The 14,141-nt window shown below is 52.9% G+C and carries 12 protein-coding genes; all 12 read right to left on the bottom strand.

The window, feature by feature from the left end; all coding sequences use genetic code 11:
- Positions 1 to 18: 18 nt before the first annotated feature.
- Positions 19 to 1,026, bottom strand: a complete 1,008-nt coding sequence (locus ACI5FR_RS10305) for a Gfo/Idh/MocA family protein (RefSeq protein ID WP_405453997.1) — start codon at positions 1,024 to 1,026, stop codon at positions 19 to 21.
- A 13-nt stretch (positions 1,027 to 1,039) separates the two neighbouring features.
- Complete coding sequence (locus ACI5FR_RS10300; protein WP_405453994.1) at positions 1,040 to 1,429, bottom strand: RidA family protein; 390 nt, start codon at positions 1,427 to 1,429, stop codon at positions 1,040 to 1,042.
- Positions 1,426 to 2,202, bottom strand: a complete 777-nt coding sequence (locus ACI5FR_RS10295; protein ID WP_405453992.1) for a creatininase family protein — start codon at positions 2,200 to 2,202, stop codon at positions 1,426 to 1,428. Before ACI5FR_RS10295 ends, ACI5FR_RS10300 begins: the two co-directional genes overlap by 4 nt.
- 14 nt (positions 2,203 to 2,216) lie before the next feature.
- Positions 2,217 to 3,326 carry a mandelate racemase/muconate lactonizing enzyme family protein gene (locus ACI5FR_RS10290; protein ID WP_405453989.1) on the bottom strand — a complete coding sequence of 370 codons (1,110 nt, stop codon included), beginning with the start codon at positions 3,324 to 3,326 and terminating at the stop codon, positions 2,217 to 2,219.
- A 97-nt stretch (positions 3,327 to 3,423) separates the two neighbouring features.
- Positions 3,424 to 4,107, bottom strand: coding sequence for a hypothetical protein (locus ACI5FR_RS10285; RefSeq protein ID WP_405453987.1), 684 nt, complete (start codon positions 4,105 to 4,107; stop codon positions 3,424 to 3,426).
- 25 nt (positions 4,108 to 4,132) lie between these two features.
- The gene (locus ACI5FR_RS10280; protein WP_405453985.1) at positions 4,133 to 4,690 is read right to left on the bottom strand and encodes a HupE/UreJ family protein; all 558 of its coding nucleotides are present in this window, start codon (positions 4,688 to 4,690) and stop codon (positions 4,133 to 4,135) included.
- Between the two features lie 104 nt (positions 4,691 to 4,794).
- The gene (locus tag ACI5FR_RS10275; RefSeq protein ID WP_405453982.1) at positions 4,795 to 7,296 is read right to left on the bottom strand and encodes a discoidin domain-containing protein; all 2,502 of its coding nucleotides are present in this window, start codon (positions 7,294 to 7,296) and stop codon (positions 4,795 to 4,797) included.
- Positions 7,297 to 7,494: 198 nt separating this feature from the next.
- Positions 7,495 to 8,340 (bottom strand): amidohydrolase family protein, encoded by an 846-nt coding sequence (locus ACI5FR_RS10270; RefSeq protein ID WP_405453979.1) that lies wholly within the window; start codon positions 8,338 to 8,340, stop codon positions 7,495 to 7,497.
- A gap of 23 nt (positions 8,341 to 8,363) precedes the next feature.
- Positions 8,364 to 9,239: a carbohydrate ABC transporter permease gene (locus tag ACI5FR_RS10265; RefSeq protein WP_405453976.1), complete on the bottom strand. Its 876-nt coding sequence runs from the start codon at positions 9,237 to 9,239 to the stop codon at positions 8,364 to 8,366.
- 17 nt (positions 9,240 to 9,256) lie between these two features.
- Positions 9,257 to 10,162, bottom strand: a complete 906-nt coding sequence (locus ACI5FR_RS10260; RefSeq protein WP_405453973.1) for an ABC transporter permease — start codon at positions 10,160 to 10,162, stop codon at positions 9,257 to 9,259.
- Positions 10,163 to 10,247: 85 nt separating this feature from the next.
- Positions 10,248 to 11,969, bottom strand: a complete 1,722-nt coding sequence (locus ACI5FR_RS10255; protein ID WP_405453970.1) for a type 2 periplasmic-binding domain-containing protein — start codon at positions 11,967 to 11,969, stop codon at positions 10,248 to 10,250.
- 369 nt (positions 11,970 to 12,338) lie between these two features.
- The gene (locus ACI5FR_RS10250) at positions 12,339 to 14,057 is read right to left on the bottom strand and encodes a DUF4091 domain-containing protein (protein ID WP_405453967.1); all 1,719 of its coding nucleotides are present in this window, start codon (positions 14,055 to 14,057) and stop codon (positions 12,339 to 12,341) included.
- Between the last annotated feature and the right edge of the window lie 84 nt (positions 14,058 to 14,141).

The following is a 14,141-nucleotide window of genomic DNA, read 5'->3' as shown; positions in this document are numbered from 1 at the left end:
ATCGGTTCTTCTCTTCTATCAATCGTTCATCGGTCGATTTCGCCTAACCGAAGCTTCTATGGATTTGGTCAATCCGAGACTGTAGATCCCTTCCGCCGTACCGGGAACGAAAGGACGGCCTTCGCGGATGGAGGAGAGAAATCGGTCCAGTTGGATACGGAAGCAAGCGTCCCACCAATTCTCCTCATGCCGGATCCGTTCCATCCCTTCCGGCGTGGTCAATTCCACATATCGCTCGTGACGGTCGAATACGGCGATGCCGTTAGGCCCGAGCACCTCAAACTCTCCCTTCGGGAATACGGGATACATCCAGCCGATCTCCACCTTCGCCATATCTCCGTTCTTAAAATGAATGATGGAAGTATCGTAATTGGAGGCCGGGAACTCCACTCGGCTCTTGAAGCCGAAGGACTGCACGTCTTCTACGGGAGAATCGGTAAGGAAATTTAAAAAATCGGCGATATGAGCGCCGTCATGAATCGATGGAATGCCGTGTTCCATCGTAGTGATAATGCGGTCATAATGCTCCGGATTCCCCTCCGGGTCCCAGATCTCGTCGAATATCCCCATTCGGAATACGAGGGGGGCGCCCAGTCTGCCAGCCCGGATCCATCCTTTGAGCGTTGCCAGCAAGGGGTCGTGGCGATACGTGAAGCCGACCTGGGCATGTTTCCCCGTTTCCCGCTCCGCGTCCCGAACCTCGCCAGCGGCCTCCATGCTAAGGGCCATCGGCTTTTCACACAGGACGTCCTTACCGGCTCGCAAAAACTCGATCGTTATCTTCGGCGTAACCCAAGGCGGCGTAGCTACCACAACCGCGTCAATCGCCTTGTCTTCGAGCAGTTCCTTGTAGTCTGTGGTGAAAATCGGAACATCGTACTCAGCGGCCAGCCGACGGGCCTTCTCCAGGTCCGAGTCGCATAAAGCGGCCAGCTGTGCCTCAGGATGGGCATGAATGGTAGGGATGTGCCGGGTCGAGGCGATGTCGCCGCATCCTACCACTGCCAGTCGAATCAGCTTGCTCATACGAGTCCTCCCCTCATTCCCGTTCGTCTCGAATGGCCGTGCATTCGATCTCGATGTCAAACCCGTTCAGTTCACACGCCACTACGCATCTCGCTGGATACGGGGCGGTGAAATATCGTCCGTAGATTTCGTTGAATACAGACCAGTTGGCTATATCGTTTAAGTACACGGTCGAACGTACAATATCGTCCATTTCGAACCCGTTGTCTTCGAGCACGTGGCGGATATTTTGCATCGTTTTGTCCACCTGCGCGGCGAAATCGCCGGCCCCTACGAGCTGTTGATTTTCATCAAACGGTCCGTGACCGGACAAAAACATCATGTTGTTTTTGAGAACTGCCGTTGAATAATAGCCGAATACCGGGGCGACATGAGGGGAGTCGACCGCCTGTTTGCTGTTCAAAGAGATCCCTGCTTTCCTATAGTGTGGAGTTCTTCCGCGAACGCGTCGAGCTTATCCGCGATGGCGCGAAACAACCGCTCGCCCTTATCCCTGGACGCAAGCGTCGGCCGGCCGAATACGCCGGAGGCGGTCAATTCGTCGAAATTCATCACCCTCGCGGCGGCACTGCCCGCCAGCATGTCCGAGCGGAACATCGAGCCTTCCGCCTGAACCCCGTCATCCTGAATCAAGTCCATGCGAACGCCGGCTTCATTGTTATACAAGTACAGCGATGTTTCGAGCTCGCAAGCATGACCGAGTCCGCCGAATTCCGATTCCCGAATGCTCATAATCTCTTCTCTGGCCACATTCCAATACTCGGAAGCCGTAACAAGCACATCCGCGAATTCATTCTTCAGCTGTTGCAGCACCACCCCAAGCGGCATGCGATTGCCGCCGTGTCCGTTCAAAATCCATATTTTGCGCGCCCCCATGCCGATGCAGCTTTTGCATACGGAAGTGATCATATCCGCGTATACCTGATGATAAACGGATAGGGTGCCGCCGAACGACAAATGGTGAGGCGAGTGGCCCAGCCACATGGTCGGAATCAGCAGGATCCGCCCCGGGTTTCTCGTCTCCAATTCGTTAGCGAACATCGTTACAAGTCGGGTGTCGGTGTCCACAGGGAGATGGTGTCCATGCTGCTCCGTTGCGCCCACGGGAATCAAGACCAGGGTGTCCTGCCAGACGATGTCCCGGAGTTCCGGCCAAGTCATTTGATGAAAGATCAAATTCCCTCACGTCCTCATCCGTTCTTTTTGTATCTTTCCAATTTCTCCAAATCCAACGTTACACCCAGACCGGGGCCGCTCGGCACGATCAATCTGCCTTCCTCGATGACTAAAGGTTCGACCGTCAGATCGTCGCGATACGCGGTAAATCCGCGAATATCGGACGCATGGCCGGACAGATTCGGCATCGCGGCCGCCACGTGCGCCGAAGCGGCAGCGCCGATCCGGCCCTCCGGCATCGATCCGATCGTGCAATCGACGCCGAAGACAGCGGCGAATTCAAAAATTCGGCGCGACATCCCAAGCCCGCCGGCCTCGGTTATATAAAGATGGAGCATATCCGCAGCTCCTGCCTCCAGGTAGCGTCTGGCGTCCGACACATCCCATATGCCTTCGTCGATGAGAATTTGTGCCCTCGTATGCTCTCTCAGCCAGGCCAGCTCGGCGATGCAGCTGTCCGGAAGCGGCTGTTCGACGATCCCGACTCCGTATTCCCACATTTCGTCGATCAGCGCTTTCGCCTGCTTCGGATTCTTCCATGCCATATTGGCGTCTACCCGCAGCTTGATCCGATCCGGAATGGCCGCCCGGATCTTACGGACCCCCTCCAAATCTTGCACGTCGTCCAGTCCTACCTTCAGCTTCAACTCCCCGAAGCCCTGCGCGACTCTGAGCTTGGCGCTCTCCACCATTCGATCGACCGTATCCATGGCGATGCCGCCCGTGAGCAGGATGCTGTCCCTCAGCTTGCCGCCCAGAAGCTCATACACCGGCCTACCCAGCGTCTTGCCCCATAGATCCCATAGAGCCATCTCGATCCCGGCCTTGGCGAGCAAGTGCCGCTTGGAAAAGCTGCATAGATGATCCATGAGCATCGAAGCTTTGGACAGCTCAGACGTATCCAAGCCCACCAACTTCCCGGCCCAATAATCGTTTACATCCCGGCATAAGCCGTGCGCGCCTCCGAACCAGGCTAAGGCGATCTCGCCCATACCGTATCTGCCGGATTCGTCCCGGACAACCACGATGCCGTGATTCGATGACTCATACTTTCCCCAGCTGTCGCTTACCGGCTCTTGAAACGGCAAATTCACAGGTATTGCTTCCACGGATACGATTTTCATCCTCCAACGCCTCTCTCATTTCTATTCCGTATACCAAACCAAATGTAAAATAAATTCTAAATTTAGGATAATGTCGCAGTTAAAACTTGTCAATATCCTATTCCGAGTGCGCCGCGGTTTTCCGCCGGGCTTTTAAGATTGCAAATAGAACCACTAGAATGGCCGACCCCAGAAGAGCCGCCAAGTAACCAAAGGCTGTCCGACGGCCGGTCTGCAGCGGCTGAGCGACATTCGTCTCACCCGCATTCGCCTCATTTTGAACCGTTCCTTTCAAAATGTGACTTCCTTTCGTAAAAATTTTATCGCTCTTCGATGCCCCCGATTGGACGGTAGCAAAGTTTTTATGGTCGGTATCGTAACTGTCGAAATATAAATGATAATCCACCTGATAGTTTCGGATCGGCTCTTGGAACGGGTAGCGAAAATCAAACCGGATCAGCGACAGGTCGTTCCGTTGGACCGCAGATGCACCTACAACTTCCGGTTCCCGCTCGGCCCCGTTCACCGAGACCGTGATGTGGTCCAGAATGAACATCTTAATCCGTTCCTTCTGAGAAAATTCCTTCTCGCTGACCTTCCCGTCTCCGTTATCGTCGATCGGAAGATATCCGATGAGCTGGTCGTAGTCCAACAGCAATGCATATTCGATTGTTCTATCGCGAATGACGATCTCCGAGTACCCCGCCGTACCGAAAGTATGGGCAGCCGCCGTAGCGGACCACTGCAACAGCAGGACAAGGACCGCCAGCAACCCGTAAGCCTGTTTGCTCTTCCTTCCCAAGCCCGGCTCCCCCTTTCCTATCATTTCAGGATATAAAGACCCGCTCGACAAACCAATACAGCCCGAATACGCCGATAACGGCGGGGAGCGCGTACTTCATCCGGGAATGGCCGTCCGTTCTTCTGCGTATATATCCCAACACCGGAAGGGCAACCGCTGCGAAAACCAATTGACCGATCTCGACGCCCAAATTAAACGAGAACAGCGCGAGCACAAAGTTGGACGAGAAAAATCCTTTCAATACGCCGGCAAACCCGAAGCCATGCACGAGCCCGAACAGCAAAGTAAACCGCCAGCGGCCCCCGATCGACCTCCGCATCAAGCTCTCCCCCGCAGCCAACACGATGCTTAACGCTATAAGCGGTTCGATCACGGAGGGGGGAATAGAGACGATGTCGAGCGAAGCCAACGCCAAAGTAATGCTGTGCCCCACGGTGAAGGCGGAGAGGATTTTCAAATAGTCCCACTTGCTTCCGGTTCCGATCAAAACAGCCGCCAAAAACAGGAGATGATCGTAACCGGTCCAAATATGCCCGATCCCGAGCGCTGTGTACTCGAGAAATGAATTCCAATCGCTATTCACCCTTTTACACCTCTCCCTCATGTAAACGGTGCTCGTAAAACAGATTCCCCATCCGAGGAGGATGAGGAATCGGTCTCGACGGCTTTGCCTGTCAGAGCTCGCTTTTACTTGGTGCGGCCCGGCCCTTGAGATATGTGCCGAACAGGGAAATTCACGAACGGTTCCACACGATAGCCCGCATAATCGCGTAACGGCTTAGAGCCCGGGGTATAACTGACGGCGATCGCCTTTTGATCCGGAACATGGTCGGGAACCGATTTGGCCAATGTCAGTGTAATCCGGCTCCCTTCCACATACACAGCTGAAACCACCGTCGGCTTATTCTCTACATAAAATTGGAAATCTTGCGGGTCGGGTTGTGAATCGTTGCTCAGCGGCCTGTCAAAATTCAGAATCAGCTGTGTCCCGTCTACCGTAGCGGAGTAGAGCCCGGAGCGCTCTTGGAATCTCCAGATATCGGATTTGATTACGTTCCCCGCCGAGTCGGTCAACTTCACGAACCACCCGTCCGCCTCTTTCCCAATCCGGTCGGGGTCCAATTCGAGCGCGACCGGCCCTTCGGTCACAGGACTCACCGTACCGATCGGCTCGCCGACCGATTTTGTGCTGATTTGGAACTGATCCGTCATAATCGACATTTCGCCCTTTGGAGCGTCCAGCGGGAAGGTCGCCTGCTCCAGGTCATCCGCGAAGAAGTTGTAGTCATCCTTATACGGCGAATAGGTGTTCATATACATGCGTTTATTTTTGGCGTCGAACTGCAGCAGCCGGATGTACCCTTGCCCGCCTTCCGGTCCTTCCTGGTAGTCGGACATCACCTCGTAAACCACTTTTCCATTGATCCGTTTTACGTTGTAAAAAGCGCCGTGGTAATGTCCGTTTACCGTCATAATGACATTCTCGTTAGGAGCGACAATTTTCTCCATCATGTCTTTGCCGTTAAGCCCGTATTTGCCGGCCGCATCAATGTATACATGGGTGCCTACAATGGCATAACGATCCTTGTACTGGCTTAGTACCCCATTGGCCCAATCAATGGTCGGCTGATCGATGCGTCCGTATACGCCGAGGTACAGAATGACGAAATCCATCCCGCCCGCCGAGATCAAGTCATAATGATGCCGGTTGTTTTGCATGTCTCCGCCATACCCCGGCTTGCCCGCAAAACGGTCGCGGCCAAAATATTTCCAATAATATTCATAATCGTTCACCAGATGATTCACATCGTGGTTGCCGGACACGACCCCATACGGGATGCCGGCACCCTCCAAAATTTTCATGCTTTGATCGGCTACCTGCCATTGATCCTCTTGATTCCAGTTCTGAACCAGATCCCCGGTGTGGATGACGTATTTGATTTTTTTGGCATCCTTGTTGTCGGCAATCCACCGATTCATCGTTTCAAAGATGTTCGGGTATTTCTGCGAATAATATTGGGTATCCGTTTCCCAAACGAAGGAGAAATCGTACTCGTTCTCTGCCGGTTTCTTGGCGGGCTCAGCGATATTTTTTTGCGTCGCGGCCACCATAAAATGCGCTTTTTGCCCTTGCACCAATTCCGGGTCGATCTTGGCCAGTATTCGGACATCCTGACTTCCATCGCTCTCGCGGGACTCCAAGGGCTTCCATTTCGTGGTTGCAAAATCCCATACATACAAGGTAGCTACCTGATCCGTTCGGCCTTCCCACGTTACATAGATCTCGCTCCCCACAGGCTCATCGAACTGCACGTCGAACCGCTGGTAGGGAGAGTTGTACTTGGAGTTGGTCGCATGATACACGTTATCCGAGTCGGCCATCTGGGCCAGGGCTTCGGGTGAGAAGCTCGCATCGCCATATTCTTGCGGGTAATAGTCCGGGAGCTGCATCGTTTGCGTATTCTCGAAGCCTGATAAGCCGTTAGGTCCCAGTTGGGCCGGCACCAAGGTCCATTCGTTGAACTCAGCTGTCAAAGGCTCGCCGGACGAATTGCCGACCTGAACCGTCAGCTTGCCATCGGCGTGAATGCCATTTGTTACACCTAACCGGGACGATGGGTTTCCATAGACCTCCATCTCGGCCAATTGCATGCCGTATATCCACGTTTTGATGCCCAAGCCTTCCACCCTTACGAATCTGGCCCGGACAGGGTCGAATGAAAAGCTTTGCACCCCTTTAGGATTGATAGGATAATTGCTGATCTGTTTTACCACGGTCCAGTTTTCGTTATCGGAAGAGACCTTCAGCTCGAAATTGACCGGGAAATTGTTGCCGGCATACTGGCCGTCATCCCGGGGGTACAAATCCACTCGGCTGACTATGTAAGAAGAATCCAGATCGACCGTGGCCCAAACCCACTTCGTACTGGACGTATTATACACATCGCTTGACCATCCGAAGCTGTCCTTCGTCGTGCTCCGGATTCCGTCTACTAGAAATTTTTTGCCCGTATTGGCCGTCTCGTAGCTGGAAGAAGCAAAGACCGTTTTTCCTTTCGCCAAGTTGACGTCCTCATTAACTGCAGCAACTACTGTTGAGCCGTCTTTCGCATGCAGCGGAATCCCGGTGAACAAGCTGAAAACAAGAGATACGGCCAAGATTTTGGCAAGCAGCCTTGTCGTTTTCATCACTTACCTCCTGAGATGGTTTGGATTTCACTTTGTCAAAACATCGCGAAATGACCTGCGTTTACAATTTCCCTTGGCTCACCTCCCTTTATAATTGCCGAAATCGATAGGAATTTGGAAAGGGCTTCGTACCAGGCCGGTATCCGGGCCTCTCGAAGCCTGTCTTCCAAACCAAAGGGAACGGTTTTGACTGTGTCGCTACACAAGACCAAGCAATTCAGGCGTATTTTTGTGCAAAATTTTCTCGATGACCCGTTCCGGAACTCTAGGCAGGTTCGTCCCATCAACGGCAAGATTTATATTCCGCAACGACTCGACCGTTCGCTCCACAGTAAAAAACGGAAAGTCGGTACCGAATAGAAGTTTGTCCTCAATCCCATACTCCACCGCTTCGACAAGCGCATTGTACATCTGCCACGGACGGCTGGCCAAGGCGGAAATATCGGTGAACACGTTCGGATTTTTCCGAACGACGCTGATCGTCTCGCCCATCCATGGATGGCCCATGTGGGCGATGATCATTTTCAAATCCGGGAAGGAGCGGGCAACCGGATCGAGATAGACCGGCCGCGATTTCTCAAGCGGGCCTTTATGGACGAACGACGTGCCCTGGTGCCACATAATGGGCAGCTTCAATTCTTGTGCTTTGGCATAGAGCGGGTAACAGATCCGATCCAGCGGATGAAAATCCTGATAGATCGGAGCGAGCTTCAAGCCCTTCAGATGAAGCTCCTTGACCGCCGCTTCCAGCAGGCGTTCCGGGCTGTCCCGGTTGGGGTCGACGCTGGCGAAGCCGAACAGTCTTGTCGGGTTCTCAGCCGTATACTGCGCCACCCATTCATTCGGCACGTTGAACCCTACCGCCGGTGCGTCAAGCGCGAGCACAATCGCGCCCGTACAGCCCTCGTTCGCTTTGCGGTGTTCCTCCGGGGTGCTGCTCAGCCGGAAGCTCTCGCCCCAAGCCTTCTTGGCGTCCGCCAGGAAATGACCCGATATGTGATGAGGCTCCACCAAATGGGTGTGGCAATCAAAAAGCAAGTTCATCATCTCTTTTCTTGGTTGATCATTCAGCCCTTGATGGAACCGATCAACATTCCCTTCATAAAATGCTTTTGCAAAAACGGATACACGATCATAATTGGCAGCACGGTGATGACCGTCATCGCCATTTTCAGCGTCTCCGGAGTCACCGCACGCATGGCCTCCTGGTCCAGCTGGAACTGCTCAATGGATGTAATGGATTGAAGTGCGATATATAAGACGTACGAGAGCGGGAACAGCTCCGGATTCATCGCATTGTAAAATTGGGTGTCGACAAACGAATTCCATTGCCCGATGGCTGAGAATAACGAGATGGCGGCGACAACGGGCGCGCTGAGCGGGAATATGATCCGGAAAAACAAATACAGATCGCTGGCGCCGTCGATAAAGGCCGCGTCCTCCAGCTCCTTGGGCAAGCTCTCGACATACGTTTTGATCAGGATCATATTGAACACGCCGACGGCCCCGGGAATGACGTAAACCCAAAACGTGCCGGTCAATCCAAGCTTCTGGATCAACAGATACATTGGGATTAGCCCCACGCTGAAGTACATCGTGAATACGAAAAACTTGCGAATATATTTGATTCCGAGCATATCGTCGCGAGAGACGACATAGCCGGCCATGGAGGTGAAGAACACCATGATCGACGTTCCGACAACGGTCCGGGCGACGGAAATGAAAATGCTGTGCAGAAGATTCGGATTTTGAAACATCGCCCGGTACGACTCCAGCGTCGCGCCTCTCGGATAAAGCAGGAAATGCCCGCTCACTTTCGTGAAATCGCTTATGGAATAATTGATGATATGAAGAAATGGAAACACCATCACGACGAACAACACGATCATGATCAGAGCATTGACGAAGTCGAATACTCGGTCCCCGAATGAAAGCTTATGCACGGATGTCTCCTCCTTGATCAGAACACGGATCTTCCCGTCGCTTTGCGCGCCAATGCGTTGGTCAATAACAGAAGCACGATGCTGACGACTGTTTTCATGATCCCGACGGCGGTAGCATACGAGTAATCAAGCTGCTTCAGACCGAATTTATAAATATACATATCAAGAACTTCCATTCTTTCCCAATTCGTCGCATTGGTGAACATAAAGTACAACTCGAAATTCGAATTCAACACCCACCCGCTGTTCATGATGAGGATGACGATCAAGGTTGGGATCAGGTTCGGTATCGTGATAAACCGTATTTTTTGTAAACGGGAAGCCCCGTCGATGTCCGCCGCCTCATACTGCTCGGTCGGGATGGCCGAAATCGCGGCGAGAAATATGATGCTTATATACCCGATCGACTTCCATGCCTGTAGAAAAATGACAAGAAACCAGGAGTAGTCCGGGTCTCCAAGAAAATTGATCCCTCTCTCAAGCCATCCCCATTTGACCATCAGTTGGTTGAGGATGCCGGAATTTTGGGCCAGGAAGCTGTTCGCTATGGAATACGTGATGACGTACGAAATGAAAAACGGAAAAAAGGAAACCGTCTGGACCGTCTTGATGAAAAACCGGATACGGATTTCGTTGAGCAGGACGGCGAAGATCAGGCCCAGAGACAAATTGACGACGATCGACATCAGGTTCATGCTCAGCGTATTGCGCAGCACGTAGATGTAATCCTTGCTCTGAACGAAGAACAGCTTGAAATTGTCGAGTCCGACCCATTGAGCGTCCCATATGCTCAGACCGACCTGATACCGTTTGAACGCCATCAACCAGCCGGCGAGCGGGATATATTCGAATATCAGCACCGCTATGATTGCAGGCGCCAGCATGAGAATCAAATAACGTTGTCGATACAGCTTAGACGCCACCGTACAGCACCCGCCTTCTAATGTTGCGGACCAACCGGTCAGGACAACCGGTCGGTCCGTTGTGACATGATCCGCCTAATGCGGCTTACTTTTTGGCTGAGTTTAACTCGGCCTGATACATTTCGTTAAACTTGTCGATCACCTTCTGCGGATTCAGCTTCTCGTATTCCGCGAGCAGGTCCTTGTAGATTTGATCGAATTCGGCCTCGCTCTTCGCCATGATCAGCTTCGGCGTGTTTTTGACGCGGAGATCTACCATCTTTTGATAGACCGGATTCAGCTCCGAGGTCGGATCGAGCTTGATATTGCCGATCAGGCCGACCTTCGCGCCTTTGCCGTTCTTTTGCCACCACTCGACCGACGATTTCCAGCCCAGCTTCTGAATGGCGTTCATCGTCTCGGGCGTTTGGCCCAGCTCATCCCGCAGCTGCGGATCGTAGCCGAAGGAGTACGGTTTGCCATCTTTACCGGCGCGTTTGTCCTGACCGAAAATAAACCAGTTGCCGCCGGATAAACCCGTCTTGTTATCCGGATTTTTCGTCTCGGTTTTGTAGAAATCCGTAGGAACGCGCACGCCGTTCTGAACCGTGTAATGCTTGCCTTCGATCCCGTTCTGCATCAAGATTTGCCCTTCTTCGGAGGCGAAGAAGTCGAGCAGCTCCACGATTCGTTTCGGATCTTTGGCGTTCTTCGTAATGACCATGGAGTAGAACGGATAAATGTCCAGCTCCATCATAAGGCGCGGTTCCTTGTTCTGGATTTGCCGGTTGCTCTGGATCGGCATCATGATGAATTGCTGGTCCGGACGGCCCGACGATTTGATCTGGTTGTTGTTGTGCGTCCCGGAGTACCAGGAGCTGATCGACCGTCCGCTGTTCGTCTTTTCCCTAACCTGAGGTACCTTGTCGGTGAAGCTTTCGGGATCGAGGATGCCTTCGCGGTAGAGCCGGTTGAAAAACTTAAAGGAATCGACGACGTCCTGGTTTTTGAAGTAGTCTTCGAATTTGTTTGCCGCGCTGCTGAACAGGACGCCTTCATTGCCGCCTACTCCCGTCGTTTTGCCGCCTTTTTCGTACAAGATGCCCGCAATTCCCGCCATGCCGTATGCTTCGCCGAACGGGGCGGTCATCCCGATCGTTTTGGAGCCGTCCGGCGCCGTCGGGAAGTCTTTCATCGCCTGCTTCAAAAACTTGACCCAATCGTCCTCCGAATGAAGCTGCGGATAGCCTTGCTTCGCCAGAGCGTCGATCCGGACCCAGATGTCGTTCCCCGCTCCCAGCGTAGAAGAGTCGAAATTGCCGAACTCCCATTTATACAGCTTCTTGTCGTTCGCAAGCCCTCTCCAGAAAGGAATTTGTTCCTTCCAGCGGTTCTGGAAATTGGTCAACTGGGGCAAATAATCGTCCAGCGCCACGAGCGCGCCCGCTTGCTGGTACTTCTTGTAGTTGATGTTGCCCTGAATCCAGAGAATTTCCGGGTAGTCCTTGGCGGCGAGCATCATATTCGTTTTCTCGTCCCAGTTTCCCGCATAAGGAACGTATTCGATCACGATGTTGAATTTATCTTTAATGACTTTTCCGATTTCCGTTTCATCGCTGCGCTTCAGCTTCCCGTCGCCGCCCGGCACCATATACTTGATCACGTATTCCGATCTGGCTGCGGCAGTGGGAGCAGAAGTACCGGAAGGCGGATTGGTGGGCGAAGGCGAACTTGTCGAGCCTCCTGAACTGGAGCAAGCGGCCAATAAAACGAGCAGCGCGCACATGGCCCAGATCAGCACCATCTTTTGTCTATGAAAGCCTCTCATATCGTCATCTCCTAATGATTAGTTTCATTGGAACAACAACAACAGCTAACCCCTTACAGTAAACGCTTCCAAGATGTTCTCGTAGAAGTTCACAACCTCCTTCATTCATGAATTTGAGTATAATCCCCCCGCTGTCAATCGCCCTATCGTTCCATATCCGGAACAATAACTATGTAGTATTCTATATACAGGATAATATTCGACTTTATGATTGTCAATATTGTTTTCCGTGTTTTCTGCCTGCAGAATATGTTTTTAACGTAAAGGACGGGATGGAAATCGTCCTTCCTCTTGCAACAAGACAAGCTGAAGGACGATTAAGTGTCATGCGGGGGAAACGCGGCTGGATGGAATCTTGACCCTATTCAGTTAGGACAACAGCATCCTCATCGTATCCTCGAACCATTGCTCCGACTTGGGGAAGTCGCTGTAGCTGTGGATCGGCAGAAGCCGCTCGTCGTCGGGGCTGATATTGAGCGCCTGAAGAAGCGCATAATCCTGCATCGCTTCGGCGAATACTTCCCAACGAATCGAATCGATCGGGCCGTCCGCGCCTGGATAAACGACGAACGCATCCCCATACGGCGCCTTGGCTCCCGCGGATCCGTCGGTGAACGGATCGACCATGACCTGAACCTCGGGGTCGAAGCCATTATTCAGGATGTACCAGTAGTTGAAGCCCCAATGCAGAAATCCAAGCGTTTTGAGCTTATAAAACATCAGTCCCTGGATCCGCACTTTGGGCAGCTTCGTGTCAAAGAAACGATTGATAAACGGACCTTGCGGGCTCATGCAATAATAAACCCAGTGCGGGATTCCCTTCTTCAAATAAGTGTTCGCGCCAGGCGCCTGCGGCACCGGGTAATCGGTCAGCCCAGGGACGGCATACAGGTCGCTGTAGACGGCGTCCATCACCTTGATCGAAGGATCGATCGTTTCCAGCAGCTTCCTGGCCTTCCGGTAGCTCTCGATATCCTCCGGACGATCCCGGGGCTCATCGCAAATATGGAACAAGGAATGTTCCAGGATGCCTTCCTCTTCCAGGAATCGCTTGAACGCCGGGAGGAACTGGTTCATATAATTCGCGAATACTTCTCCCGTCCCGTCGAGATCGGGCGGGAACAAGAGCTCCATCTTGCCGTCCCGCTCCGTATAAATATTGGTCGGGTTGCCGGCCGACGCGGCGCGTTCTACATTGTGGCTGTAAGCCCAGAAATGCGTCCATTCGAACCATTCGAACCCGATTTCCTTGGCGATCCCGACCATTTTGCGAACCCGCGAAAAATCGAATGCGTATCGTCCCGGCTCGGTTTCTTTCACGATCAACAGCTGCGGAGGGCGCTTCATGATTTCTCTGCGGCCGTTCAGAATCGAAACATAAATGACGTTGGAGCCGTGATCCATCATATTCTGCATGTACGTGCGCACGAGCTTGAAAAATTCGTCGCAAAACGGCTCCTCCAGCTTATACCAGTCGTAGATGCAGTCGAGATTCCACCAATGCGTTACGGGGAAATCTCGGCGCTTCTGCAGCACGGTTGACCGGACATCCACATGGGCGGTCAACACTTGCTCTTCCTCCAGGGCGGGACTCTTGAACCTGATTCGCACCGGATAAACGCCCGGCTTGATCGATTCCGACACTTGCACGCTGATCCAGAACGACTGATTGTTATAAGGACGGACGATAGCTTGGGCCTCGGGAAAGAGCGGGTCGGGAACGAGACCCGGACCGTGCTCGAAGCCGTCCAGCTCGGACGGATCGGTGTCGTGAGTGAGATATCGCTGAGGCACATACCCTACCCGGCGGACTTGAACCTCTATGCCTGCGGCCGCTTCGGCCTCGCACTCCACCTGAATCGGCATCGTCCTGTGGTTTTTCAGGCACGCCTGGAAGGACAGCTTGGCGTTGCGCGGAGTGATCAGTTCGATCGATTGTCCGCCCTCCGGTTCCGAGGTCGGAAATACCCGCTTGAGCGAGCTTTGCAGCCATATCGCGAGATGAGAGTTTTCCAGCTCGATGCCGTACCGGCTTTTGGACCCCATCGATATTCGCTTCGGTCCTTCCCCTACGGTTGACAAGTTCATGAGACATTCGCTCCTCTGCTTATTTGATTTGTCTGGCAGTACCGCCTCTAATTACGGATTTGATATGTATAGCTGCGGGCGATA

It is taken from the genome of Paenibacillus sp. HJGM_3, assembly GCF_045062745.1.
Classification (GTDB): domain Bacteria; phylum Bacillota; class Bacilli; order Paenibacillales; family NBRC-103111; genus Paenibacillus_AA.
This window is presented reverse-complemented; position numbering and strand designations above follow the sequence as displayed.